The sequence below is a fragment of the Hoeflea ulvae genome (assembly GCF_026619435.1).
Lineage (GTDB): Bacteria > Pseudomonadota > Alphaproteobacteria > Rhizobiales > Rhizobiaceae > Hoeflea > Hoeflea ulvae.
Genome location: NZ_JAOVZQ010000001.1, coordinates 4,934,725 through 4,959,201, shown reverse-complemented (window position 1 = coordinate 4,959,201; position 24,477 = coordinate 4,934,725). Strand labels below are relative to the sequence as shown.

At 62.5% G+C, this 24,477-nt stretch carries 21 protein-coding genes and 1 pseudogene; 17 read left to right on the top strand and 5 right to left on the bottom strand.

The features are described 5' to 3' along the window. Positions 1–100: 100 nt before the first annotated feature. The 7 genes from OEG82_RS23480 (at position 101) to OEG82_RS23450 (ending at position 8,322) form a co-directional block, all read left to right on the top strand. Complete coding sequence (locus tag OEG82_RS23480; protein ID WP_267614779.1) at positions 101–2,659, top strand: membrane-bound PQQ-dependent dehydrogenase, glucose/quinate/shikimate family; 2,559 nt, start codon at positions 101–103, stop codon at positions 2,657–2,659. Between the two features lies 1 nt (position 2,660). Beyond that, the gene (locus tag OEG82_RS23475; RefSeq protein ID WP_267614778.1) at positions 2,661–3,647 is read left to right on the top strand and encodes a cytochrome c oxidase subunit II; all 987 of its coding nucleotides are present in this window, start codon (positions 2,661–2,663) and stop codon (positions 3,645–3,647) included. A gap of 65 nt (positions 3,648–3,712) precedes the next feature. Then, positions 3,713–6,229: a cytochrome c oxidase subunit I gene (gene ctaD / locus OEG82_RS23470; protein ID WP_267615055.1), complete on the top strand. Its 2,517-nt coding sequence runs from the start codon at positions 3,713–3,715 to the stop codon at positions 6,227–6,229. Then, a complete protein-coding gene (locus OEG82_RS23465; RefSeq protein ID WP_267614777.1) occupies positions 6,229–6,636 on the top strand; it encodes a hypothetical protein in 408 nt (135 codons plus the stop codon). Before ctaD ends, OEG82_RS23465 begins: the two co-directional genes overlap by 1 nt. Continuing rightward, the gene (locus OEG82_RS23460) at positions 6,633–7,223 is read left to right on the top strand and encodes a cytochrome c oxidase assembly protein (protein ID WP_267614776.1); all 591 of its coding nucleotides are present in this window, start codon (positions 6,633–6,635) and stop codon (positions 7,221–7,223) included. Before OEG82_RS23465 ends, OEG82_RS23460 begins: the two co-directional genes overlap by 4 nt. After that, positions 7,220–7,600 (top strand): hypothetical protein, encoded by a 381-nt coding sequence (locus tag OEG82_RS23455; RefSeq protein WP_267614775.1) that lies wholly within the window; start codon positions 7,220–7,222, stop codon positions 7,598–7,600. The genes OEG82_RS23460 and OEG82_RS23455 overlap by 4 nt, the downstream gene beginning before the upstream one ends. Beyond that, positions 7,573–8,322, top strand: a complete 750-nt coding sequence (locus OEG82_RS23450; RefSeq protein ID WP_267614774.1) for a c-type cytochrome — start codon at positions 7,573–7,575, stop codon at positions 8,320–8,322. The genes OEG82_RS23455 and OEG82_RS23450 overlap by 28 nt, the downstream gene beginning before the upstream one ends. Positions 8,323–8,328: 6 nt before the next feature. On the opposite strand, the gene OEG82_RS23445 is transcribed toward OEG82_RS23450, so the two are convergent. Next, positions 8,329–8,817: an MgtC/SapB family protein gene (locus tag OEG82_RS23445; protein WP_267614773.1), complete on the bottom strand. Its 489-nt coding sequence runs from the start codon at positions 8,815–8,817 to the stop codon at positions 8,329–8,331. A 309-nt stretch (positions 8,818–9,126) separates the two neighbouring features. On the opposite strand from OEG82_RS23445, the gene OEG82_RS23440 reads away from it, so the two are divergent. Then, complete coding sequence (locus OEG82_RS23440) at positions 9,127–9,582, top strand: hypothetical protein (RefSeq protein ID WP_267614772.1); 456 nt, start codon at positions 9,127–9,129, stop codon at positions 9,580–9,582. A 185-nt stretch (positions 9,583–9,767) separates the two neighbouring features. On the opposite strand, the gene OEG82_RS23435 is transcribed toward OEG82_RS23440, so the two are convergent. Continuing rightward, a complete protein-coding gene (locus tag OEG82_RS23435; RefSeq protein WP_267614771.1) occupies positions 9,768–9,965 on the bottom strand; it encodes a VirB8 family type IV secretion system protein in 198 nt (65 codons plus the stop codon). Positions 9,966–10,208: 243 nt separating this feature from the next. Here OEG82_RS23435 and OEG82_RS23430 point away from each other — a divergent pair, with 243 nt between their 5' ends. From OEG82_RS23430 to OEG82_RS23415, 4 genes are all read left to right on the top strand, one after another. Continuing rightward, positions 10,209–10,730 (top strand): superoxide dismutase family protein, encoded by a 522-nt coding sequence (locus tag OEG82_RS23430; protein WP_267614770.1) that lies wholly within the window; start codon positions 10,209–10,211, stop codon positions 10,728–10,730. Positions 10,731–10,772: 42 nt separating this feature from the next. Then, positions 10,773–11,066, top strand: coding sequence for a hypothetical protein (locus tag OEG82_RS23425; RefSeq protein WP_267614769.1), 294 nt, complete (start codon positions 10,773–10,775; stop codon positions 11,064–11,066). Between the two features lie 104 nt (positions 11,067–11,170). Then, positions 11,171–11,341, top strand: a complete 171-nt coding sequence (locus tag OEG82_RS23420) for a hypothetical protein (RefSeq protein ID WP_267614768.1) — start codon at positions 11,171–11,173, stop codon at positions 11,339–11,341. Between the two features lie 104 nt (positions 11,342–11,445). Next, positions 11,446–11,718, top strand: a complete 273-nt coding sequence (locus OEG82_RS23415) for a BON domain-containing protein (RefSeq protein ID WP_267614767.1) — start codon at positions 11,446–11,448, stop codon at positions 11,716–11,718. Between the two features lie 104 nt (positions 11,719–11,822). On the opposite strand, the gene OEG82_RS23410 is transcribed toward OEG82_RS23415, so the two are convergent. From OEG82_RS23410 to OEG82_RS23400, 3 genes and pseudogenes are all read right to left on the bottom strand, one after another. Next, the gene (locus tag OEG82_RS23410) at positions 11,823–12,017 is read right to left on the bottom strand and encodes a hypothetical protein (RefSeq protein WP_267615061.1); all 195 of its coding nucleotides are present in this window, start codon (positions 12,015–12,017) and stop codon (positions 11,823–11,825) included. A gap of 152 nt (positions 12,018–12,169) precedes the next feature. Further along, a pseudogene (locus OEG82_RS24260) lies at positions 12,170–12,838 on the bottom strand (DNA topoisomerase IB); the annotation flags it as partial. Between the two features lie 149 nt (positions 12,839–12,987). Next, positions 12,988–13,236, bottom strand: coding sequence for a hypothetical protein (locus tag OEG82_RS23400; protein ID WP_267614766.1), 249 nt, complete (start codon positions 13,234–13,236; stop codon positions 12,988–12,990). Positions 13,237–13,451: 215 nt separating this feature from the next. Here OEG82_RS23400 and OEG82_RS23395 point away from each other — a divergent pair, with 215 nt between their 5' ends. From OEG82_RS23395 to glgX, 5 genes are all read left to right on the top strand, one after another. Beyond that, positions 13,452–13,730: a DUF2934 domain-containing protein gene (locus OEG82_RS23395; RefSeq protein ID WP_267614765.1), complete on the top strand. Its 279-nt coding sequence runs from the start codon at positions 13,452–13,454 to the stop codon at positions 13,728–13,730. Positions 13,731–13,885: 155 nt separating this feature from the next. Next, complete coding sequence (locus OEG82_RS23390; RefSeq protein WP_267614764.1) at positions 13,886–16,960, top strand: alpha-1,4-glucan--maltose-1-phosphate maltosyltransferase; 3,075 nt, start codon at positions 13,886–13,888, stop codon at positions 16,958–16,960. Further along, entirely contained in the window at positions 16,957–20,259 is a 3,303-nt protein-coding gene (treS, locus tag OEG82_RS23385; protein ID WP_267614763.1) for a maltose alpha-D-glucosyltransferase, read from the top strand. Before OEG82_RS23390 ends, treS begins: the two co-directional genes overlap by 4 nt. Beyond that, the gene (glgB, locus tag OEG82_RS23380) at positions 20,256–22,448 is read left to right on the top strand and encodes a 1,4-alpha-glucan branching protein GlgB (RefSeq protein WP_267614762.1); all 2,193 of its coding nucleotides are present in this window, start codon (positions 20,256–20,258) and stop codon (positions 22,446–22,448) included. Before treS ends, glgB begins: the two co-directional genes overlap by 4 nt. Next, the gene (glgX, locus tag OEG82_RS23375) at positions 22,445–24,439 is read left to right on the top strand and encodes a glycogen debranching protein GlgX (protein WP_267614761.1); all 1,995 of its coding nucleotides are present in this window, start codon (positions 22,445–22,447) and stop codon (positions 24,437–24,439) included. The genes glgB and glgX overlap by 4 nt, the downstream gene beginning before the upstream one ends. The last annotated feature ends 38 nt before the right edge of the window (positions 24,440–24,477 follow it).

Sequence of the window (24,477 nt, the reverse complement as noted above, 5' to 3'; positions counted from 1 at the left end):
GCCGCCATTTCGAGACCGGAAATTCGCAAAATTCAGCTTCCCTGGAACCTTTGGCAGCTTTCCGCGTTGGAATACCTGACTTGGAATCGGGGAGATCATCATGACCACGGGCGAATCCGTCACCGGCCACCAGCAGTTCGAAACTCATTCGGATTCGAGGGGGTCGGCGACCTCCCTTGGTTCAATATACACTTCAGCCATAGGTTTGATTGTTCTTCTGCTCGGACTGGTGATTGGCGCAGGCGGGGTCTGGCTGATGTCGCTGGGCGGGTCCTGGTATTACGCGATTGCAGGCGCCGGTCTTATCATCAGCGGTTACCTGCTGTTCCGGCGCAAGATTCTCGGTGTCGGTGTCTATTTCCTGATCTGGATCGGAACGCTGATCTGGGCGGTTTGGGAAGTCGGCTTCGAACTCTGGCCGCTGGTTCCCCGGGTCGTGGCTCCCACGGTTATTCTTGTTCTCGTCGCCCTGACGATTCCCGCGTTCTCAGCGCGGCCCGCTTCCGGCAGATATGGCTCGCATCGTGGCCGAACCGCTCTGTTGATGCTGGCGGGCGCCCTCGCGATGTCGGGGATTGTGACGGACGGCGCCAAGGCCCAGCAGCAGGACGAGCAGATTGGAGGACCGGGTCAGACCACTCCTGGCGCGGTTGATGGCGCAGAAACCACCGGGGAACCTGCAGATGCTGCAGGTTCCGAAGCCGCTTTGGGCGAGGGGCAGGCGGGCGAGAACATGCCGCTGCGTCCGCCGCAAGTGCTTGAAGCCGGGACGGACTGGCCGGCCTATGGCGGCACCTATGAGGGCCGCCGCTATTCGCCGCTGAGCCAGATCAACCGCGACAATGTGGCGGATCTCGAGCAGGTCTGGCAATTCCGCACAGGCGACATGCCCTCCGAGGGTGCCGAAGGCAAATATTCGCCTGAGAACACGCCCCTCAAGGTCGGCGACAGCCTGTTTGTCTGCACCGCCAAGAACATCATGATCTCGATTGATGCCGGCACCGGCAAGGAAGAATGGCGCTATGATCCGGTGGTGTCGGATGACGCCATCCCCTATGGCGCGACCTGCCGGGGTGTGGCCTATTACCGTGATGAGGCGGCGGAGCCCGACGCGCTCTGCGCCGCGCGGGTGATCGAGACCACGCTGGATGCGCGGATGATCGCAGTCGACGCCGCCACCGGCCAGCTCTGCAGCGATTTTGGCCAGAACGGCATTGTCGATCTGAATGACGGCATCGGTGAAACCGTGCCGGGATGGTATGCCGTCTCCGGTCCGCCGACCATCGTGCGCGGCATCGCTGTAACCGGCGCGCAGGTCAAGGACGGGCAGGCCGAAGACGCCCCCTCCGGTGTGATCCGGGGCTATGATGCAGTGACAGGCGAGCTGGCCTGGGCCTGGGACATGGGTAAGCCCGACCTCAAGGGACTGCCGCCGGAAGGCGAGGCCTATACACGCGGCACGCCCAACATGTGGACCCTTGCGGCCGGTGACGAAGAGCTGGGACTGGTCTATCTGCCGATGGGCAATTCCTCGGTCGACTATTACGGCGCCAATCGCTCCGAAGCGGAGAATGAATATTCGACAGCGCTGGTCGCTCTGGATGTGGCCACCGGCGAGGTGGCGTGGAACTTCCAGACGGTGCATTACGACGTCTGGGACTATGACCTCGGATCGCAGCCGACGCTGATCGATTTTCCCGTCGAGGATGGATCGGTTCCGGCACTGATTCTGCCCAGCAAGCAGGGACAGATCTATGTGTTGAACCGGGAGACGGGCGAGCCGCTGTTCCCGGTGGAAGAGCGCGAGGTGCCCACGGGTGGCGTCGAGCCTGAAAACCTGTCTCCGACCCAGCCCTATTCCAGCTATGCGGCGCTCAACAAGCCTCCGCTGACGGAAAGGGACATGTGGGGCATGAGCCCTCTGGACCAGCTCTGGTGCCGGATCCAGTTTCACCGCGCGGCCTATGACGGCGAATACACGCCGCCGACCGCTGACCGGCGCTGGATCCAGTATCCGGGCTACAATGGCGGATCGGACTGGGGCGGCATCGCCGTCGATGTCGAGCGCGGCATCATCATCGCCAATTACAACGACATGCCCAACTACAACCAGCTGATCCCGCGTGAAGAGGCTGACGAACAGGGCATCAAGCCGATCAACGAGGGTGGCGAAGGCGGTGGCGGTGAGGCCGGCGCCCAGGCCGGATCGCCCTATGCGATCGCGGTCAATGCAGGCTGGCGCATGCCCACCGGTCTGTTGTGCAAGCAGCCCCCCTATGGTGGCATCACGGCGATTGACCTGAAGACCGGCGAGACCCTGTGGGACCAGCCGATCGGCACGGCGCGCAACAATGGCCCCTTCGGGATCCCGTCGATGCTGCCGCTCAAGATCGGGACACCCAATAATGGCGGGCCGCTGGTCACCGCCGGCGGGCTGATCTTCATTGCCGCGGCAACCGATGATCTGCTGCGTGCCATCGATATCGAGACCGGCGAAGTGGTGTGGCAGACCGTCTTGCCGGCCGGCGGCCAGACGACGCCGATGACCTATGAGGTGGATGGCCGCCAGTATATCGTCATTGCGCCGGGTGGCCATCACTTCATGGAAACCAAGATCGGAGATCACGTCATCGCCTACGCGCTGCCCGAAGGTCAGTGACGTGCGCAGCAGCGGGGCGCTTCTTCCGTCAGTCCTGTCGCTGCTATTGCTTGCGGGGTGCACGGGGTCGCAATCGGCTCTCGATCCCGCAGGCAAGGATGCCAGCGTGCTGGCCGATCTGTTCTGGGTTCTGCTGATCGGCGCTGTCGTGCTGTGGCTGGCGATCAACGGCCTGTTCTTCTACGTGACCCGCATCGAGCCTCGCTCGCTGTCGCGGCGGCTGGCGGAAACGCTGGTCATTGGCGGTGGCATCGTGTTTCCGGTCCTTTTGCTGTCGGGGCTGCTCTATTACGCGCTGTCGATCATGCCCGACCAGCGGCTGGAGGGCACCGGCGTCGAGGTTCGGGTCACGGGCGAACAATGGTGGTGGCGGGTTGAATATATCCCCGAGCCGGGGGCGGCGCCGATCGTGGCCGCCAACGAGATACGCCTGCCGGCCAATCATCGTACCGAGATCAAGCTCGGTGCCGACAAGGTCATCCATTCGTTCTGGATCCCGGCGCTGGCGGGGAAGATGGACATGTTCCCGGGGCGCCAGACCCGGCTTGCGGTGGAGCCGACCAGGGTGGGCGTCTATCGCGGCCAGTGCGCCGAATTTTGCGGCGAAGCCCATGCGCTGATGTCATTCCAGGCCGTGGTTCTTGAGCAGGACGAATTTGCGGCCTGGCTGGAGAAGGAGCGGCAGGACGCGGTGCCGCCGTCGACCTATCTGGCGCGGCGGGGCGAAGACATCTTTTTCGAGGAAGGCTGCGGCGCGTGCCATGCGGTGCGCGGAACGGAGGCCGGAGGACGGACCGGTCCCGACCTTACCCATGTCGGCGGCCGGCTGTCGCTGGGCGCCGGGATACTGCCGACGGACAGCGAATCCTTTGGCGAGTGGGTCCGCCATACCAAGATCATCAAGCCGGGGGTGAAGATGCCGCCTTTCCTCCACCTGTCCGAGGACAAGCTCTCAGCGTTGAGTGCCTATCTTGAGGGGTTGAAGTGATCATGGCGAGCAATCTGGCCGGCACCGGGCCGCACCCGGACACTGTCTACCCGCCCACCGAGGAGATGCTGGCCGCGCCGGTGGACAAGGAGGCCCGGGACCGCGGTGCGGAGCAGTTGCGCGAGACCTGGAAGACGCCGAAAGGGTTCCGCTACTGTACGGCGGTCAACAATTCCGAGATCGGAAAGTGGTACGCGCTCAGCGCCTTCTTCTTCATGATGTGCGCCGGCGTGCTCGGCCTGCTGATCCGGGTGCAGCTTGCCGTGCCGGACAATGATTTCCTGTCGGCCGACCGCTTCAACCAGTTTTTCACCATGCATGGCTCGGCCATGATGTTCCTCTTTGCCGTGCCGATGTTCGAGGCCATCTCGATCCTGCTGCTGCCGGGCTTTCTCGGGGCGCGGGACATGCCGTTCCCGCGGCTGTCGGCCTATGGTTTCTGGTGCTTCCTCATCGGCGGTATCTTCGTTATGAGCTCGGTCCTGTTCGGGGTCGCACCCAACAGCGGCTGGTTCATGTATCCGCCGCTTGCCACCGAGGCCGAGGGGATGGGCTCCGACATCTGGCTGCTGGGGCTGTCATTCATCGAGGTGGCCTCCATCGCGGCTGCGGTGGAGCTGATCGTGGGTGTTCTGAAATGCCGGCCACCAGGCATGCGCATCAACCTGATGCCGCTTTACGCCTGGTACGTGCTGGTCGTGGGCGGCATGATCCTGTTTGCATTTCCGCCACTGATCGCCGGCGATTTCCTGTTCGAATTGCAGCGGAGTTTCGACTGGCCGTTCTTCGATCCCGAGCGCGGCGGCGATCCGATGCTGTGGCAGCATCTGTTCTGGATCTTCGGCCACCCGGAAGTCTACATCATCTTTTTGCCCTCGATTGCCATTGCCGCGATGGTGGTGCCGACCGCGGCACAACGGCCGATCGTCGGCTATTCGTGGATCGTGTTGTCGGCTGTGGGCACCGGGTTCCTGTCGTTTGGTCTGTGGGTGCATCACATGTTCACCACCGGCCTGCCTTCGATGTCGCTCGGCTTCTTCTCGGCGGCGTCAGAGGCGGTGGTTATCCCGACGGGCATCCAGCTCTTCGCCTTCGTGGCGACGCTGATGGTCGGGCGGGTGAAGATGAGCCTGCCGATGCTGTTCATCTCCGGCGCGTTGGCGATCTTCACCGCCGGTGGCCTGACAGGCGTAATGGTGGCGCTGGCGCCGTTCGACTGGCAGGCGCATGACACCTATTTCGTTGTCGCCCACCTGCATTACACGCTGTTTGGCGGGATGGTGTTTCCGCTGATGGCGGGGGTCTATTATTTCTTCCCGTTCATCACCAAGAAAACACTGTCGAAGCGGGCCGGGCGGATCGTGTTCTGGCTGTTGTTCGTCGGCTTCAACGTGACCTTCCTGCCGATGCATCTCACCGGCCTGATGGGGATGCCGCGCCGGGTCTATACCTATCCATCGGTTATGGGATGGGATCTACTCAACCTGATTTCCTCGGTGGGCGCCTTCATTGTCGCTGCAGGCTTCGTGGTGTTCGCCATCGATCTGCTGCGCCCGCGCGGCAGGCAGCCATTTGCGCCGCGCAACCCGTGGAACGCGGGGACCCTGGAATGGTCGCACGACGTGCCCGAGGAAAACTGGGGCGTGCGCTCGGTTCCCTATATCACCAGCCGCTACCCGCTCTGGGAGCAGGAGAACCTGGTCGAGCGGATGGACGAGGGGCGGTTCTATCTGCCCGATGCGCCGGAGCTGAAACGCGAGACGCTGGTGACCACCGTTCTCGATGCAAAGCCGATCCAGTGCCTGCGGGTGACCGGACCGACCTGGATCACCATTGTGGCGGCGGTGTTTACCGGCGGGGCGTTCATCTTTCCGACCTTTCACTGGTACCCGCCGGCCATCTTCTGCGGCGGTGTGGCGATTGCCAGCGTGATCTACTGGCTGTGGACGGCGACCTCGCAGATTCCCGAGAAAGGCAAGGACGTGCGTGACGCCGGCCTGTCGCTCAAGCTCCCGGTCTACGCTTCCGGCCCGGCCTCCGTCGGCTGGTGGGGCGTCTGGATTACCATGCTTGGCGATGCGACGGCATTTGCCAGCCTGGTGTTCGGGTTCGTCTTCTACTGGACGGCCAAGCCGGATTTCCCGCCGGCGGGAACCGAGCACGCCATGCTGAGCTATCTTGCGCTGGGTGTCGCCGCACTGGTGGCGTCCTGGGCTTCGATCTATCGCGCGCGCATCGTCAACCACCAAGGCAAGGTGGCGACCACTCGGACACTGCTTGTGGCTGCGCCGCTGCTGGCGATCGCGGGAAGCGGATTGTTCTATCTCTCTGTTGCCAATGCGGATCTGGATCCGACCAGGCATGTCTATCCGGCGATCGTCTGGGCGGTGATGATCTGGACCATTGTCCACACCGGCGGCGGGGTGATCATGCAGTGCTACTGCCTGGCGGGTGCTGTGTTTGGCAAGGTGACGCCCGAGCATGACGCCGATCTGTGGAACGTGACGTTGTACTGGCACTTTGTCTGTCTGACGGTGGTGGTCGCCGGATTGACCATCGGACTGATGCCGAGGGTGATGTGATGGCCAAGACCGAACAGGACGAGGAACGCAGAACGCTGTCTGAGGAGGCTGACAGCCTCTGGATGATCACATTTGCCGGCTCGATCTGGGCTGTGCATTTCGTGGTCTGCTACGGCGCGACGGCCGCCGTCTGCGCCAAGCTGGGCGGTGACGCTGCTGCAATCATGACATTGAGGCTGGCGCTGGGCGGCTTCACCCTGCTGGCGCTGGCCGGTATCGCATTTGTCGGCTGGCGCTCGTGGGTGCAGTGGGATTTTCTTAACGACTGGAATTACGAGCACGCGCTTGCCGGCAAGGAGCACCGGCATGAGTTCCTTGGCCATGCCTCGTTCCTGCTGTCGATCATCTCCTTCATTGGCGTGATCTATGTGTCGCTGCCGGTGCTGGTTCTGGAGACGTGCCAATGAAACAGCATGGTTTTCTGCTGGGTGGCCTGGGCCTGTTGCTGCTGGTCTGGCTGGTTCCCGTCGAAAGCGCGACGGGCGGCTATTTTTCGGCCCATATGCTGCGGCACATGACGGTGGTGGCGCTTGCGACACCGCTGATCGTTCTGGGTGCGCCGGGGTTTTTCGCAGATGTCAGGGTGTCGCCGCTGCTTGCTTCGGTGGTTGAATTCCTGATTGTCTGGGGCTGGCATCTGCCCGCCTTTCACGACCATGCACGGGCCAATCCGGCGATGCTCGCCTCCGAGCAGCTTTCGTTCCTGCTGGCCGGGCTGCTGCTGTGGGCATCGGTGCTCAAGCCGCGCGAGGCCCTGGCCGGCGCCGGCGGCCTGTTTCTCACCTCGATGCACATGACCCTGCTCGGGGCCATCCTGATCCTGAGCCCGCGACTGCTGTACCAGGCGGATGTGTGCCGTCTGGGCGGGGTGCCCGACCAGCAGATGGGCGGGATGATCATGCTGGCAATCGGCACGCCGGTCTATCTGGCTGCAAGCCTGGTGCTCTTGTCCGGGGAGCTGCGCAGCGGCAGGAAAGGCGAGATGGCACCATGAGATCGTTCCTGAAAGCGACCCTGATCTGGGCCAGTATCGCGGCAGTCGGCGCCTTTCTCGTGGTCTGGCTTGGCCTGTACAATGTCTCGGCCCGCCAGGGCCACCTGCCCGGCGTGTCCTGGGTGCTGCACAACGCCTATCGCAGCGCTGTCTGGCTGCGTGCCCCATCCGAGGATGAGGTGCCGGAGCTTTCGTCGCCGTCGCTGATCGCGCTGGGGAGGAGACATTACCAGGATGCCTGCGCGTTCTGCCATGCGATGCCGGATCAATCCCGGTCACAAACCGCGCTGTCGATGCTGCCCGCCCCCCGCATGTCACCGAAGCGGTTTCGGACTGGGAGCCGCGGCACATGTACTGGATCGTCAAGAACGGCGTGAAGATGAGCGGCATGCCGGCGTGGCCGTCTCAGCGGCGCGATGATGATGTCTGGTCGGTGGTGGCCTTTCTCAATGCGGTGAAGCAGGGCGAGCAGGCCAATCCGGGGGCAGAGGCCGAATCTGCAGCCGGCTTGCCAGTAGGCGATGATGACCGGGCTGCGCCGGTAGCGGCTCTCTACCAGGCCGGCTGCGGGCGCTGCCACGGCGAGACCGGGTTCGCCAATGGAAATGTCCACATCCCGCGCCTGAATACCCTGTCTGCCGCCTATATTGCCGCGAGCCTTCAGGCCTATCGCAGCGCAGCGCGGCAGAGCGGCTTCATGCAGCATGCGACATCGCAACTGAGCGACGAGGATATATCACAGCTCGCTGCTCACATCGCGGACTTCGGAAGCGAGGGTCCTGACAGATACGAGAACGGCACGCTTGACCCGGCGCTTGTTGCGCGCGGGGAGCTGCTGGCGCGTGGCGGAGACGAAAAGGCCAATATTCCGTCCTGCAGTGCCTGCCACGGACCGGTTTCCCGCCCCAGATCGGACCGCTACCCGCCGCTCGATGGACAAAGCGAAGAGTTCCTGCGCGCGCAGCTGACTTTGTGGAAGTCCGGAACCCGCGGCGGCACCGATCGCGCCATGATGATGCATGAAGCGATTCCGGCGCTCACCGACGGCGATATCCGCGCCCTTTCCCACTATTACGCCTCGTTGCCGCCAGGGCGGTGAGTGTGGCTACTCGTCCTTGCCCTTCAGGCCGATGGCGATCTGGGCCTGGCGCAGGACGAGAAGGACAAAGACCCCAACCATGGTCACCATGGCGGCGATCGCCCAGTAGCCCAGGCCGGTGGCAAGACCGATCGATGCCGAAATCCACAGGCTCGCGCCGGTGGTCAGGCCCCGGACTTCGCCCTTGGAAAAGACGATGATGCCCGCTGCAAGAAAGGCCACGCCGTTGGTCACGGCCTCGACCAGGCGCAGCGGATCGGCCTGAACGTCATCGCCCGCCATCGGCGTGTCCAGCATGGTCAGTGTGATGAGGGCAAAGGCTGCGGCGGCGACACCGACAAGGATATTGGTGCGCAGGCCGGCGCTGTTCTTGTGCAGCTCGCGTTCGTAACCGATCAATCCGCAGAAGATGATGGTCCCGAGAATTCGGACAGCAATGATGATAATCGGCGGGCCGCCGTTCGAGCTCAGCTCAGCGGTGATCTGCTGCCACATTTCGGGTCCTCCTGACGTGCCTGAAACCGGTTTCGGGTATCTGTCTACATAAATCGGCGCCGTGGCCTCGACAAGACGAGGCGCGCCCCGGGCGCTTCTCCGTCGCGGCGCAGAGGGCATCTCAAGCGGCCGCAAGAACATGCTGGAAAACGGATGAATCAGGGCCTTGCCATAGCGCCCGAGCGGCCGTGAAGACACCCGCAGATCCTGACGTCAAATTTGTGAAAACAGGTGGAACAAAACACCCTCATCGTAGTTCCTCAGGCAGGTGGCGTGGTGCCACCAAGTCAATCGGAAAGGAACACTTCCATGATGCGAAATATTCTTTCTGCGACAACCATCGTGCTGTTCACAGGCGTCTCTGCCATCGCCCAAACCAGCACCGATGCAACAGGCGCAGCTTCCGGCTCCATGAGCTGGGATCAGACCACCCGCGATGCGTTTTTCGGTGACGGCGCGACTCTGCGCTCGGATTCGGAACTGCGGTCCGGCTGGAATTCGCTTGATACCGCCCAGCAGGCAAAGGTTCGTGCCGACTGCGAGGCTATGCAGACAAGCGGAAGCGCGGCAACCTCGACCGAGGGTACGACCGGCACCGATACTGCGGCTGATTCCTCGTCGTCCTCCAGCGACTCCAGCACTTCCGGCACCGCCTCGACCGGCACCGACAGCAGCGCAACTGCCGGAGCTTCGGCAACATCCGATGCCGCAATGCCGGACATGGCGAGCATGACCCAGCTTTGCGACCAGATCAAAACCTACTGAGTCTCTCTCCAAAAAACGCGAGCGGAATCCTGATTCCGCTCGCTTCCCGTTTCTCGCTGAATTCAATTGATTTCTGAATGACTGCCGGTGCCAGAGAGCGCCCCGGCGCTGATGCGTGTCCGAATCGAGATCCGGATCCGGCATCAATGCCGCTTTTTCAGGCCCCGTGGGGCAATGTGAAATGGTCAGTTTCCACCGTCCAGATCACCGGTCGCGCTTGGCGGCGCTTCCTCGACTTCGTTTGGAGCGTCGACGTCGAGATCGGTCTCTTCCACCGTCACCGGTGCGGTTGATTGCTGCGGGCTGACCCACAACACGGCAAGGCTGAGCAGAATGATCGCTGCCGCAATGCCGAACGCCCATATTTCTCTTTTGCGCTTCATCGGAACAGTCCTTGTCCAGTTGCTTTTGCTATCAAACCGGCATCCCGATCAAAAGTTCCGATCCGTGATGCTGTCGGGGTTGCTGCGCCAGGTGTTCGACACGGAGACCCTTGCGAAGGGGCCTGATCTTCTTCCGCAAATCCTGCTGCCCGCATTTTTTCATCACCAGCCGAACAAAGTGACGGCTGAGGCGTTGGAATTTTTTACCGCGAAGAAGCTCGCGACGGAAAACAGGAGGATGAGATGAAATCACATATCGCGATTTTGTGCATGACACTGCTTTGCTCAACCAGCGCCTATGCCGCCGAAGGTGACCGTGTAACGGGCACACTGGAAGGCGAGGGCATCACGGGCGAGATCCGCATGGTCGAGACCGCGTCAGGCGCCGTTCTTGTCGAGATCCAGGCTGAAGGCGTTCCCGAAGGCGAGCACGGCATTCATGTGCATGAAACCGGAAAATGCGACAGCGCCGACAATTTCGAATCCGCAGGCGGCCATCTGGCGCTGGGTCTGGACCACGGCGTTCACAACGAAAACGGCCCGCATCCGGGCGATCTGCCGAATGTGCGTGCCGGTGCCGACGGCCTGGTGCAGGCCGAATATTTCGTGCGCGGCTTCGCGCTCGGCACCGAAGGCGATCCGCGCATTCTCGATGACGACGGGGCGGCGGTGGTGCTGCATTCCGGTGCCGATGACTACATCTCGCAGCCATCAGGCAATTCCGGCGCCCGCATTGCCTGCGCCGTCCTGAACCCGGCCGAGTGATCGCGCGCGACACCCGGCACTGATCCCTCAAAGGAGGTTACCATGCAACCTGCAGACAAACACACACCCGATGAACGACGCGAAGGCCGGCTTCCGGAACCGGAGTCCAATCACGAGCACAACAAGGCTGCGCCGGAAAGTGCAGATCTCTCCGATCCGGCCGAGGTGTGGAAGGACGGCGAATCCACGCCGACGGGCGGGTCCGGCAGACGTTCGGGTGGCGATCGGGTCGCCGGTCCGGGCGACACAGGCTCAGGTGCGCCTGCGCCCTATCCGGACGAGATACAGGCCGATGCGATCAGCCGCCAGACCAAGCGAAAATCCGACGACCGCTGACGTGAGCCGGCCCGGGTTGCTTCCGTCTTGCCGACGGGAACCAAAGCGCTGATCTCATCGTTACACCGGCGACAAACAGATCTCGTCCGGAAGAAAGGGATGACATGGATTTTCTTTTTTGGGGCTTCGTTGTGGGTATCGGGCCGCTGCTGCTGGCAGCTGCGATGATTTACGCAGTGCTGCGGCAGCGGCGCCTGTCCCCCGGCGAAAAACAAGCGCAACATGAAAGGGTCGCCGAGCTTTATGACAGCGACAGCGACATCAACAAGTCCTGACCGGCAGCGTCAAGGCGACCGGCCCCGAACGCAAATTCTGACCTGACCGGCCCGTCATGACGGCCCTTGCCTGCCTGTGACAATCGAAAAGTGAGGATAGCATCATGGTGTTCAAGCCACGCGAATATTTCGGGGATCCGGCTGACGTGGAACGCAAGCGCAATGCGGAGCTGGAACATGCCGTCGCGTCCGCGCTTGCAGCAAGCGGCAGAATCGACGCGACGGATGTCGCGGTGACTGTGCTGCCCGACGCCTGCATTGTGCTCAGCGGTTGGGTCAATGAAGAAGACGAAATCCGCAGGTGCATTGAAACCGCCATGACGGTTGCGGGTGTCCATCGCGTCGAAAGCAAGATCCTCGCGCGCGGCAAGAGCTGACCCGCCGGGGGAAGCCGACTTTTTCGTCTTGATCTTGGTCCAGGCGGACCGATCTGCCGGGTAGCGTTGGCATGCCGGAGCTGCTGTTTGACGCAGCTGTGCGCCTAGTCTTCAAGAGTGTTGAGCCAGCGCAGGACGATGGTCTCATCGATGTCCAGCCCCTTGAACGGACGCGGATAGCGGCGCTTGAGAGCCTGAAGCTCGAGCTGCAGCGTCTGGTCATTCCAGGCGTCAATGACGCCAGGATGGATGTAGCATCGCCTGCACACGGCGCGGGTGTTGTTAAGTCGTCGGGCCACCGTGTCGATGATGCTGTTGAGCTCGATCGTGCGCGCGCGGGCCGTGTCCGGCAGGGGCGTTGCCGCAAGCAGTCTCGCGGCCTCAGTGGTCGCCCCCAGGTGCGGAAATGCCGCGATGAGAACTGCTCGCCGATCACATCGCGAATGTAGTCGTTGACGTCCTGAGAGCGGATGTCGGTCCGGTCGCCATTGTCGCCGGGAAGCTGAAACAGGCGCTGCCCCGGCAGTTCCTGCAGCGAGCGAATGACCGAGACGACACGGCGGTCGGTCAGTTTCAGTTTCCATTTCATTCCCGACTTGCCGACAAAGCGCAGATTGAGCGCGGCACCCTCGCCGGCCACATGGCGGTTGAGCAAGGTGGTCAGTCCGTAACTGCGGTTCTCGCGGGCATAGATGTCATTGCCGATCCGGATCATGGTGTTGTCCAGCAGCCAGACCAGCGATGCGATGACGCGTTCCCAAGTGAGGCTGCGCTTGCGCAAGTCCTTCTCGACCCGGTCCCTGAGCCTGGGGAGGAGCCTTGCGAACTGCATCAGGGTGGAGAATTTCTGCTCCTCGCGAAACGACGTCCAATCTGCGTGATAGCGATATTGCTTTCTGCCCCGGGCATCCCTTCCCGTCGCCTGGATGTGGCCGTTCGGCAGCGGTGAAATCCACACTTGCGTCCAGGCGGGTGGTATCGCCAGTGCCTTGATCCGGGCGAGGTGGTCGGGATCCTTGAGGGTCTGCCCCTTGTCATCGAGATACTGGAAGCCCTTGCCCCGCCGCCTTCGGCCATAGCCGGGATCGGAATCGGTGACGTGAACCAGGCCGATGCACAAAGGGGCTGGTGTCGAGGTTGCGCCTGAATAGGCATCATTCCCGGAGTGGCGCAGTGTCGTATCCTCTTTTCAAACCAGGGGCGAGCCTCGCATCCTGGGCCTTGCACGGACCTGAGCCGCGTGGATGGACGTGAATTTTCAAGGCGTCATCAGTTCCGGCAGGGTTGAGCGCGGATTGTATTTTCCGGTTCCGGCGAGGCTAGCGCAGCGCGCAATTCGTAGAGCTTGCCGTCAACTGCCATCTGACGCATCGTCAGGGCATTACCGGGAAAGCCGAACATGGTTCTCGCCGCCTCCCTTGCCAGATGCAGGCTCCGGTAGGTTGCGATCCAGCGTCCGTCGATCAGCACGCTCCAGCCGTCGCAATCCGGAACGAAATCGCAAAAAAGCTTCTCCATGAAACCCTCCTCCCGGCGGCAAACCCGTCGTGTGGAAAAACTTTCCACTTCGGAATTGGTTCCCCGGGAAAACGGCAAATTGTCTTTCCCGGACAGTGGCTCGATCGCCAGAGCATGCCGCGATTATGCGTGATCAAATCCTCTCCAGCACGCGGAACAATTTCCGGCTGAATGAATTTACGTTTCAAAAGCCGGATTGACGAAAGGAGCCCCCGATGCAGCCGCAAGACAAGAGCATTCGCGAACGCGCCTATGAAATATGGGAATCGGAAGGCCGACCGGAAGGCAGGGAAGCGCAGCACTGGGAACAGGCGCGCTCCGAACTCCCTGCTGATGATCTGGCACAGAGCGTGCTGTCATCGGCGCCCCTCATCGGGTCCAAGCAGCAAGCAGCTGACCTCGCGGACCCTCCGCCGGATGGAAAGGCCGAGAAGGCCAAGGCACCGAAGAAGCGAAGCGCTCGCAAGACCGGCGTTGCGCCGGACAAAGCCTAGTCCGGAGGCTCCTGTCCTCAGGATGGCAACTGCGGCGGCGGCTTTCGGGCCCGACGCCAGCTGATCATCCCCGACAGCAGCCCTGGCGCAAAACAGCAAACAGTTTCAACAACCGCTCTGGCCAGTGCAATGCCAGAGAATGGAGACGCGTGACCTTGGCATCTGCCCTTTCCCCCATCCTGCTATTGCGCACCGAGGAAGCCGCTAGCGTCGGCGCGGACATGATTGACCATGCACGCGCTGCCGGGATGACCGGGGTGCTGTGGCGTGCCGACTGGCTTATGGACGCGCCCGAAATGGCCACCTTGATCAAGGATGTCCGCGCGGCGGGACTTGCGCCGATGGTCGAGATCGATATCGCGGATTTTCCCGTTCATCATGAACTCGTCGCAGAATTCCCGCAGCTTTTCTCCATCCGCCGGTCCGGCCAGTCCGAAGCCCCGATCGATCCGCGCAAGCCGATGCCTGCCGCAGGCAGGGCGATCGCCCGGCTGCACTTGAATGAGGCTGTCGAGTTCCTCGCGCGTCCGGTTTGTGAACGGCTGATCAGCACGGCGGCGAATGGCATCGAGGGATTCCGCCTTGCCAATCCGCATCGGTTGGGAAGCCGGTTTCTCCAGCTCGTCCGCAAGCAACTGGAGCCGCATGGCGTGATGATCCTTGCCGGTCCCGCACCGGCCAGCGACGGTGCTGCATCGGCGGCCGGGCTTGATCGGCAGATCGTGGCGTTCAGCCTGCCCGACCTGAAAGAGGGGCGGGTGTCGGACAGGATCGGAACAGGTGCAGCGACCGCGCCGGTCCTCGGGGAGCTCGATATTGATCAGCTCGCCGGAGATCTTGATGCCCGAGGGATGGAAGCTCTGGTTCTCACCGCAGCAGCGGTTTTTTCCGGACTCATCATCCCCGAAAGCTTCCTTGGAGGTGGCGATGACGCCCGCGCGCTTGTCGTAAAGGCTGCCGGGCTGGCGCAACGGGCCGCGCCCTATGACGGAACAGTGCAGCTTCTCGCGAGAACGCGCGACAATGTTGTTGCGCTGGCGCGGACCCGAAACGGTGACGCGCGCGCCCATGACGGTGCTCTTTTGGTGCTCGTCAATGGCGATGCTGAGGAACGGCCGGCGCCCGGCAGGGGCGCCCTCGTCCAGCGGACAGGCACGGCGCTGGATCTGGGTCCGGCAGACCTCTCTCCCTTGTTGCCCGGCGAGGTCCGGATCATCGAGCTTGCGCCGTCCCGCACAATCATTGCAGATGCGCCGGCTCTCGACGTCGACTGCGGCGCCGCCATGCCCCGTCTTGTGGCCGAGATTAGATCTCCGCGCGTCGATGGCGGCGATTTCGCGGTCAAGCGGGTTGTTGGCGACGATGTCGAGGTTACGGCTGCGGTCTTTGCGGACGGTCACGAACAGCTGGCGGTGGAGCTGCACTGGCGCAGCCTCGACAGCACGTCCTGGCAGTCCGTGCGCATGGAAGAAGTCGGCAAGAACGATCTGTGGACTGGGCGCTTTACGCTCGACCGGCTTGGTCCGTACGAATTTTTCGTCGAAGCCTGGCTCGACCGTTTCGGCGGCTTCCGCCGGGACCTCGTCAAGAAGCGCGATGCCGGCGTGGCGCAACTCGTCGACCTTGCCGATGGCAAGGTCCTTATCGGGGAGGCCGTGGCGCGGAGCGGAGGCGAGGCAGGGCAAGAGCTCAGCGCATTTCTTCGCCGGTTCGACACCGCCGCCGACAGCGAAGCCAGCGCTGATGTGCTGCTTGACGACGATCTGGCTCAGAAGATGACTGCGGTCGATGATCGGCCTTTCCGCATCGTCACGGATCCGCAGCGCGTGGATTCCGAACGGCTGGCAGCACGGTTTTCGAGCTGGTACGAGCTGTTCCCCCGCTCGATGACCACCGACAAGGCCCGCCACGGCAGGCTGGAGGATGTGATTCCGCATCTCGCGCGCATCCGCGACATGGGTTTCGACACGGTCTACTTTCCGCCGATCCATCCGATCGGCAAGACCAACCGGAAGGGGCCTAATAATACACTGACGCCCGAACCGCATGACGTCGGCAGCCCCTACGCCATCGGCAGCCCCGATGGCGGTCATGACGCGATTCACCCGGAACTGGGCAGTTTCGAGGATTTCGACCGCCTGGTTGTCGCAGCGCGTGACCACGGGCTGGAGGTCGCGCTGGATTTCGCCATCCAGGCCTCGCCCGACCACCCTTGGCTTGAGGATCATCCCGGCTGGTTTTCCTGGCGGTCCGACGGCTCGATGAAATATGCCGAGAATCCGCCGAAGAAATACCAGGACATCGTCAATCTCGACTTCTACGGCCCCGACGCGGTGCCCGATCTGTGGCTCGCACTTCGCGACGTGGTGCTGCTGTGGATCAGCCACGGCGTGAAGACCTTCCGGGTCGACAATCCGCACACCAAGCCGCTGCCGTTCTGGGAGTGGATGATTGCCGATATCCGCCATCAGCATCCCGAGGTCATATTCCTTGCCGAGGCCTTCACCAGGCCGACAATGATGTACCGCCTCGCCAAGGTCGGCTTTTCGCAGAGCTACACCTATTTCACCTGGCGCGACGGCAAGCACGAGCTCATCGACTACATCACCGAGCTGACCGATACCGCGCCGAAGGAATTCTATCGCCCGCATTTCTTCGTCAACACGCCCGACATCAACCCGATGTTTCTGCAGAGCTCGGGCCGGCCCGGGTTCCGGATCCGAGCAGTTCTTGCTGCCACCCTGTCCGGCCTGTTCGGTGTCTATTCCGGCTTTGAATTGTGTGAATCCGCCGCCCTGCCGGGCCGCGAGGAATATCTTGATTCCGAAAAATACGAAATCCGTCCGCGCGATCACACGGCTGCGGGCAATGTCATCGCCGATATCACCTTGCTCAACCGACTGCGCCGCCTGCACCCGGCATTGCAGACCCATCTCAACACCCGCTTCTACCTCGCCCATAACGACAACATCATCTGGTACGGCAAGGCCTCCCCGGATGGCGACGAGCTGATCATGGTGATGGTCAATCTCGATCCGCACCATGCCCAGGAATGCCATTTCGAGGTTCCGCTGTGGGAGTTCGGTCTCCCTGACACCGCCGGCATATCTGTTGAGGATCTGGTGCTGGGTCACCGGTTCGACTGGCACGGCAAAATCCAGTGGATCCGCATCACCCCTGATCTGCCCTATCGGATATGGCGCCTGCGCGCGCCGGGAGGACTCGCATGAACCAGACATCTCCCTCACTGCTGGCGCCTGCGCTTGTCACCGACATGGATGATCCGCTGTGGTACAAGGACGCGATCATCTACCAGGTCCACGTCAAGTCGTTCTTCGATTCCAACAATGATGGAATCGGCGACTTTGCAGGCCTCATGCAGAAGCTCGATTATGTCGCAAATCTCGGTGTCACGGCGATCTGGTTGCTGCCGTTCTATCCGTCGCCGCGCCGCGATGACGGCTATGACATCGCCGAATATTGCGCCGTCAGTCCCGATTACGGCACCATTGAGGAGGCCAGGGCCTTCATCGAGGCGGCGCATGCCCGCAATATCAGGGTGATCACCGAACTGGTGATCAATCACACCAGCGATCAGCATCCGTGGTTCCAGGCTGCGCGCAAGGCGCCCGCCGGCAGCCCCGAGCGGGATTTCTATGTCTGGTCGGATGACGACCAGCTCTATTCCGGCACCCGCATCATCTTCCTCGACACCGAGAAGTCGAACTGGACCTGGGACGAGGAGGCGGGCGCCTATTTCTGGCACCGGTTCTACTCGCATCAGCCGGATCTGAATTTCGACAATCCTGCAGTGCTCGAAAAGGTGCTCGAAGTCATGCATTTCTGGCTCGATGCAGGCATTGACGGCCTGCGCCTCGACGCCGTGCCCTATCTCATCGAGCGTGACGGGACCTCGAACGAGAACCTGCGCGAAACCCATGATGTGCTCAAGAAAATACGCGCCGATCTCGACACCCATTACCCGGGGCGGATGCTGCTCGCCGAAGCCAATATGTGGCCGGAGGACACGCAGCAATATTTCGGCGGCAATTCAGCCCTCCCCGAGACCGGGCCAGTGGTGACCGACGAGTGTCACATGGCGTTCCACTTCCCGCTGATGCCGCGCATGTACATGGCGGTGGCCCAGGAAGATCGCTTTCCGATCACCGACATCATGCGGCAGACGCCATCCATTCCGGAAGATGCGCAATGGGCCATCTTCCTGCGCAACCATGATGAGCTGACGCTGGAAATGGTGACCGATGCCGAGCGCGACTATCTGTGGAACACCTATGCCTCGGACAAGCGCGCCCGCATCAATCTGGGCATCCGCCGGCGTCTTGCGCCGCTGATGGAACGGGATCGCAGCCGCATCGAGCTGATGAACGCCATGCTTCTGACCATGCCGGGGACGCCGGTGCTCTATTATGGCGACGAGATCGGAATGGGCGACAACATCTTTCTGGGCGACCGGGACGGCGTGCGTACGCCGATGCAATGGTCTCCCGATCGCAATGGCGGCTTTTCCCGCGCGGATCCGGCCTCGCTGACGCTGCCCGCCATTCAGGATCCGCTGTACGGATATGAGGCCATCAATGTCGAGGCGCAGGAACGCGACCGGCATTCGCTGCTCAACTGGATCAAGCGCATGTTGGCAGTGCGGCGCGGCCACAAGGCCTTCGGGCGCGGCACGCAGACCTTCCTGCGGCCGCCCAACAGGCATATCCTGGCCTATCTGCGCGAATATGAAGGCGAGTCGATCCTTTGTGTTGCCAATCTGTGCCGGAGGGCACAGGCGGTCGAGCTCGATCTGCACGACTTCGAAGGCCGGACGCCGGTGGAACTGACCGGCGGTGCAGCCTTTCCCAAGATCGGCCAGCTGCCCTATCTGCTGACCCTGCAACCCTACGGCTTTCTCTGGTTCAAGCTGGCCGAAGGGGTGGATGCCCCGGAATGGGCCACGTCTGCTCCCGGGGTCGAGATCGAACGCCACACCTTTGTTCTGCGCCCCGAGCTTGATGATATCGTGCGCAGCGGCAACCGGGAGCTTCTGGAAGCAGAAGTCCTGCCAGACTACATCGCGCAAAGGCGCTGGTTTGGCGGCAAGGACGGATCAATTCCGAAAGTGTCGCTGACGCGGGTCACGCCGATGCCGGCTGTCGAGGATCTGCTGCTTGGCGAGTTCAGGGTCGAGACCTCGGCAGGGGAGGCGGTCTATACGGTTCCGCTCGGCATTGCCTGGGCCAATCTTCCGCAGGGCCCTTATGCTTCGAACCTAGCCATTGCCCGGGTGCGCCGCGGACGTGATGTCGGCCTGCTCACCGACGGGTCGGCCCTGTCCGGATTTGCGCGATCCGTGATCACTGCTCTTCGCGACGGGCTCTCGATACCCGGCGGTGAGGCCGAAATGCGGTTTTCTGCCTTCTCCGGATTTGATCTTGAACCCGAGGCCGAGGTCGAGTGGCTGGCGGCCGAACAGTCCAACAGCACCATGGTGCTCGGCCGCAAGGCGGTGCTGAAACTTCTGCGCAAGGTGACGCCGGGCGTTCATCCGGATGTCGAGATGGTCCGCTATCTCTGCGACAAGGGTTTTGCGAGCGTGCCGCCGATGCTTGGAACCGTGACACGAGTGGAGAACGGCGAGGAGACGCTGCTGATGCTGCTCCAGGCCTTTGTCCACAATCATGGCGACGGATGGCAGTGGACCATGGGTTTCTTAAGCCGGCTTGCGACGGAACCCGAGCCGAATTTCAGCAATTACGAGAACTTTGCAACCAATCTCGGCCAGCGCCTGGCCGCCATGCACGAAGCACTGGCCAGCCCTGCGGACAATCCGGACTTTGCTCCCGAGCCTGTCACCCTGGAACAGGCGGACAAGCTTGGAGGCCGGATCAAGGGGCAGGTCGACAAGGCCCTGGCGCAGTTGCGCAGTGCAGAGCTGAGCGAGGCGGATGCAGTTCACGCCGCCTACCTCTTCAATCACCGCGATGCGCTGATTGCGAAGATCGGCGCGCTGGTCCGTCATGTGGTGGGGCGCAATCGCACGCGCGTCCACGGCGACCTTCATCTTGGGCAGGTGCTCGTCACCGGAGCCGATGTCATGTTCATCGATTTCGAGGGCGAACCGACCCGTCCGCTGGAGGAGCGGCGCGCCAAGGATCTGGCGCTTCGCGATGTCGCCGGCATGATGCGGTCCTTCGACTATGCCGCCGCTGTGGCGGAAAAAACCGGACCGGCGGACGCAGACTCTCTGAGTGAAGCCGTGGCAGACGATTTCCGTGTCCGCGCCAAGGCGGCATTCCTTGCGGGCTATTACGGCATCGACCCGGTCGCTCACGCGGATGAGGACCAGGCGGACGACCCGATGCGGCGGCTGGTCGAGATCGACCCGGTGCTCGATCTCTTCATCATGGAAAAGGCTGCTTACGAAGTCATGTACGAGGCGGCCAACCGTCCAGACTGGATCGGCGTGCCCACGGCCGGACTTGTGCGCGCGGTGCGCCGTCTGCTGGGGGAGGAGATGCGATGAGCGGTGGCAACACCAGTTTCGACGCGGCGGCGGCAATGCTGCTTGAAGGCCGGCTCGACGACCCCTTCGCCTTGCTGGGGCCGCATGGTTCGGATGCGCGCGTCGTGCGAACCTTCCAGCCCGGCGCCGACAGCGTTTGCGTGATTTCGGCGGACACCGGTGACGAACTGGGCACGCTGGAGCAGGTGGCACCGGGATTCTTCGCCGGCGAGATCCCCGGCGGGACGCCCTATGTGCTGCGCATGGTCTGGCCGGCAGGCATCGTGCAGGAAACCGAGGATCCCTACAGTTTCGGTCTCGTGCTCGGGGACCTCGACCTGTATCTCTTTTCGGAAGGGCGCCACCTTGATCTCGCTAGCGTCATGGGCGCTCAGCCGATGGTGATGGACGGCGTTGCAGGCGTTGGTTTTTCAGTCTGGGCGCCAAATGCCCGAAGGGTTTCCGTCGTCGGCGATTTCAACAGCTGGGACGGCCGCCGCCATCCGATGCGGCACAGGCAGCCGGCCGGCATATGGGAACTGTTCGTGCCCAGGCTGGGACCGGGCGATCGCTACAAGTTCGAAATCATCGGCGCTGACGGCAGCCGGTCCCAGAAGGCCGATCCGATGGCGCGCCAGACCGAGCCCCCGCCGGCCACGGCCTCCGTGGTAGCGGCGCGCCCGGATTTCATATGGCATGACGCGGACTGGAAGGACGAGCGCGCCCGCCGCCAGTCCGGGGACGCGCCGATCTCGATCTACGAGGTTCACGCCGGATCCTGGATGAAACCGGACGGCGACGGGGACCGGGCGCTTGACTGGCGCGAACTGGCCGAAAGGCTCATACCCTATGTCGCCGAGATGGGGTTCACCCATGTCGAACTGTTGCCGATCATGGAGCATCCCTTCGGCGGCTCCTGGGGCTACCAGCCGCTGTCCCAGTTCGCTCCCTCCGCCCGCTTCGGACGGCCGCAGGATTTTGCGGGCTTCGTCGATGCCTGCCACCGCGAGGGGATCGGTGTCATTCTTGATTGGGTGCCTGCGCATTTTCCCACGGATGCCCATGGACTGGCCCGCTTTGACGGCACGCATCTGTATGAGCATGCCGACCCGCGCGAAGGGTTTCACCAGGACTGGAACACGCTGATCTACAATCTCGGCCGGCGCGAGGTGTCGGGCTTTCTGCTGGCCTCGGCGATCTGGTGGCTGGAGGTGTTTCATGTCGACGGCCTGCGTGTCGACGCGGTGGCTTCGATGCTCTATCGCGATTACAGCCGCAAGGCGGGCGAGTGGGTTGCCAATGTTAATGGCGGACGGGAAAATCTCGAATCGGTCGACTTCCTCAAGCGCATGAACGCGATTGTTGCCGAGCGGTGCCCGGGCGCTGTCACGATTGCGGAAGAATCCACGGCCTGGCCCGGCGTGTCCGCACCGGTGGACCAAGGTGGTCTCGGGTTCAGCTACAAGTGGAACATGGGCTGGATGCACGACACACTGCACTATATCGAGCGCGACCCGCTGTACCGCAAATGGCATGCAGGCGATCTCACCTTCCCCATGGTCTATGCCTATTCGGAGTCCTATATCCTGCCGATCAGCCACGATGAAGTGGTTCATGGAAAGGGGTCGCTGTGGAACAAGATGCCGGGCGACCGCTGGCGCAAATTTGCCAATCTGCGGCTCTACCTTGCCTTGCTCTGGACGCATCCCGGGCGGAAGCTTCTGTTCATGGGCTCGGAACTGGGGATGGAAACTGAATGGAACCACGACCAATCGCTGCCATGGCACCTGCTCGACAAGCCGGAGCATGCCGCAATCCAGATGCTGGTTCGCGATCTCAACCGCCTCTACAGAAACGAGCCTGCGCTGCACCAAAAGGACAGCGATCCGACCGGCTTCCGCTGGCTGATTGCCGATGACAGCGACAACAGTGTCTTCGCCTTTGTCCGTTCCGGTGACGGCGCACCTGTCGTGGTCGTGCTGAACATGACGCCGCAACCGCACGAAAGCTACCGGATCGGTCTGCCCGGTCCGGGTCAATGGCACGAAATTCTCAATTCCGACGCCGCCAGATATGGCGGTGTCAATATCGGCAATGGCGGCGCAGTTGTCGCCGACGACCAGCCTCTGCATGGCCAGCCTTTCTCGGCCGAACTCACCCTTCCACCACTCGGCGCCATCCTTCTGCGCCATCAAGGAACACGCACGTGAACCCTCAGATCGACCGGCTCGAACCCGGCTATCCCTATCCGCTCGGCGCCACTTTCGATGGCCTCGGGGTCAATTTCGCGGTTTTTTCGGCCAATGCCGACAAGATCGAGCTTTGTCTGTTCGAACCCTCGGGCCGGCGGCAGATCCTGTGCCTGGAATTGCCGGAATGCACCGACGAGGTCTGGCACGGCTATCTTCCCGATGCCGGTCCGGGTCTGCTGTACGGCTTCCGCGCCCATGGCCGATACGAACCGGAAAACGGTCACCGCTTCAACCCCAACAAGCTGCTTCTCGATCCCTATGCCAAGCAGCTTTCAGGCGAGGTGCGCTGGACCGACGCGCTGCATTCCTATTCGGTCCGGTCCAAGCGTAAGGATCTGAGTTTCGACCGTCGCGACAGCGCACCGGCCATGCCCAAGGGCGTGGTCACCAGCAGCGCGTTCGACTGGTCCCAGGACGTCCGGCCCAAGACGCCCTGGGACGAGACCGTGATCTACGAGGCCCATACCAAAGGCCTGACCAAGCTGCTCGAGGATGTGCCCCGGCAACAGCGCGGAACCTATGCGGCGCTGTCGCATCCCAAGGTGATCGAGCACCTCAAGCGTGTCGGCGCCACGGCGCTCGAACTGCTGCCGATCCACAGCTTTGTTCAGGACCGCCGGCTGCAGGAAGCAGGGCTGACCAATTACTGGGGCTACAACACCTTGTCCTTCTTCGCTCCGGAAGGCCGGTACATGTCGACCGACAGCGGCGACGAGCTGCGGATTGCCATCCGCAAGCTGCATGCTGCAGGCATCGAGGTGATTCTCGACGTGGTCTACAACCACACCGCCGAAGGCAGCGAACTCGGCCCGACCTTCAATCTTCGCGGGCTCGACAATGCCAGCTATTACCGGCTGGTCGAAGGCGATGCGCGCTACTGCATCAATGATACCGGCACAGGCAATACACTCGATCTGAGCCATCCGCGGGTGCTGCAGATGGTGGTCGATTCCCTGCGCCACTGGGCTGAAAGCTACCGCGTCGACGGTTTCCGGTTCGATCTCGGCGTCACGCTGGGCCGCGACGGCAACAATGGTTTTGACCCGCGCTCCGGCTTCTTCGACGTTCTGCGCCAGGATCCGGTGCTCAATCAGCTCAAGCTGATCTCCGAGCCCTGGGATATCGGCCCGGGCGGCTATCAGCTCGGCCAGCACCCGCCGGGATTTGCCGAGTGGAACGACAAGTTCCGGGATTCGGCGCGCAAGTTCTGGCGTGGCGAAAGCGGCGAGCGGGCCGAATTCGCCAAGCGCATCGCCGGCTCCGCCGACCTGTTTGACCGCCGCGCGCGCCGCCCCTGGGCCAGCGTCAATTTCCTCGCCGCCCATGACGGCCAGACGCTGCGCGATCTCGTGAGCTTCGAGGGCAAGCACAACGAGGCCAATGGCGAGGAAAACCGCGACGGCCATTCGGAAAACTATTCCTGCAACTGGGGCGCGGAGGGCCCGTCCGATGATCCGGCCATTGAAGATATCCGCGACCGCGTGTCCCGGTCATTGCTGACCACGCTGATGACCTCGCTTGGCACACCGATGCTGCTGGGCGGGGACGAATTCGGCCGTACCCAGCATGGCAACAACAATGCCTATTGCCAGGACAACGAGATCAGCTGGTTCGACTGGTCCCTGCTGGAAAGCGAGCATGGCCGCAAGCTGACCGAATTCGTCGGCCGGCTGACCGCGGTGCGCCGCGACTATCCGCTGATCCGCGCCAACCGGTTTCTGCATGGCGAAGTCGAGGTCGCTCCGGGCATTCTCGACATTGACTGGTTCGACGAGCGCGGCGAGCACCTGTCGGAAGAGGACTGGAACAATGCCGAAGGCCGGGCGCTTGTCATGCGCCGCTGCCGGCGCAAGCCGGACGGTTCGCTGGAAACGGTGACAATGCTGATGAACGGATCGGGCGACACGCTGACATTCAGGTTGCCACCCCGGACCTGCGACGCAAGCTGATCATCGACAGTGCCGATCCCGAAGGCGAAGAATACGAA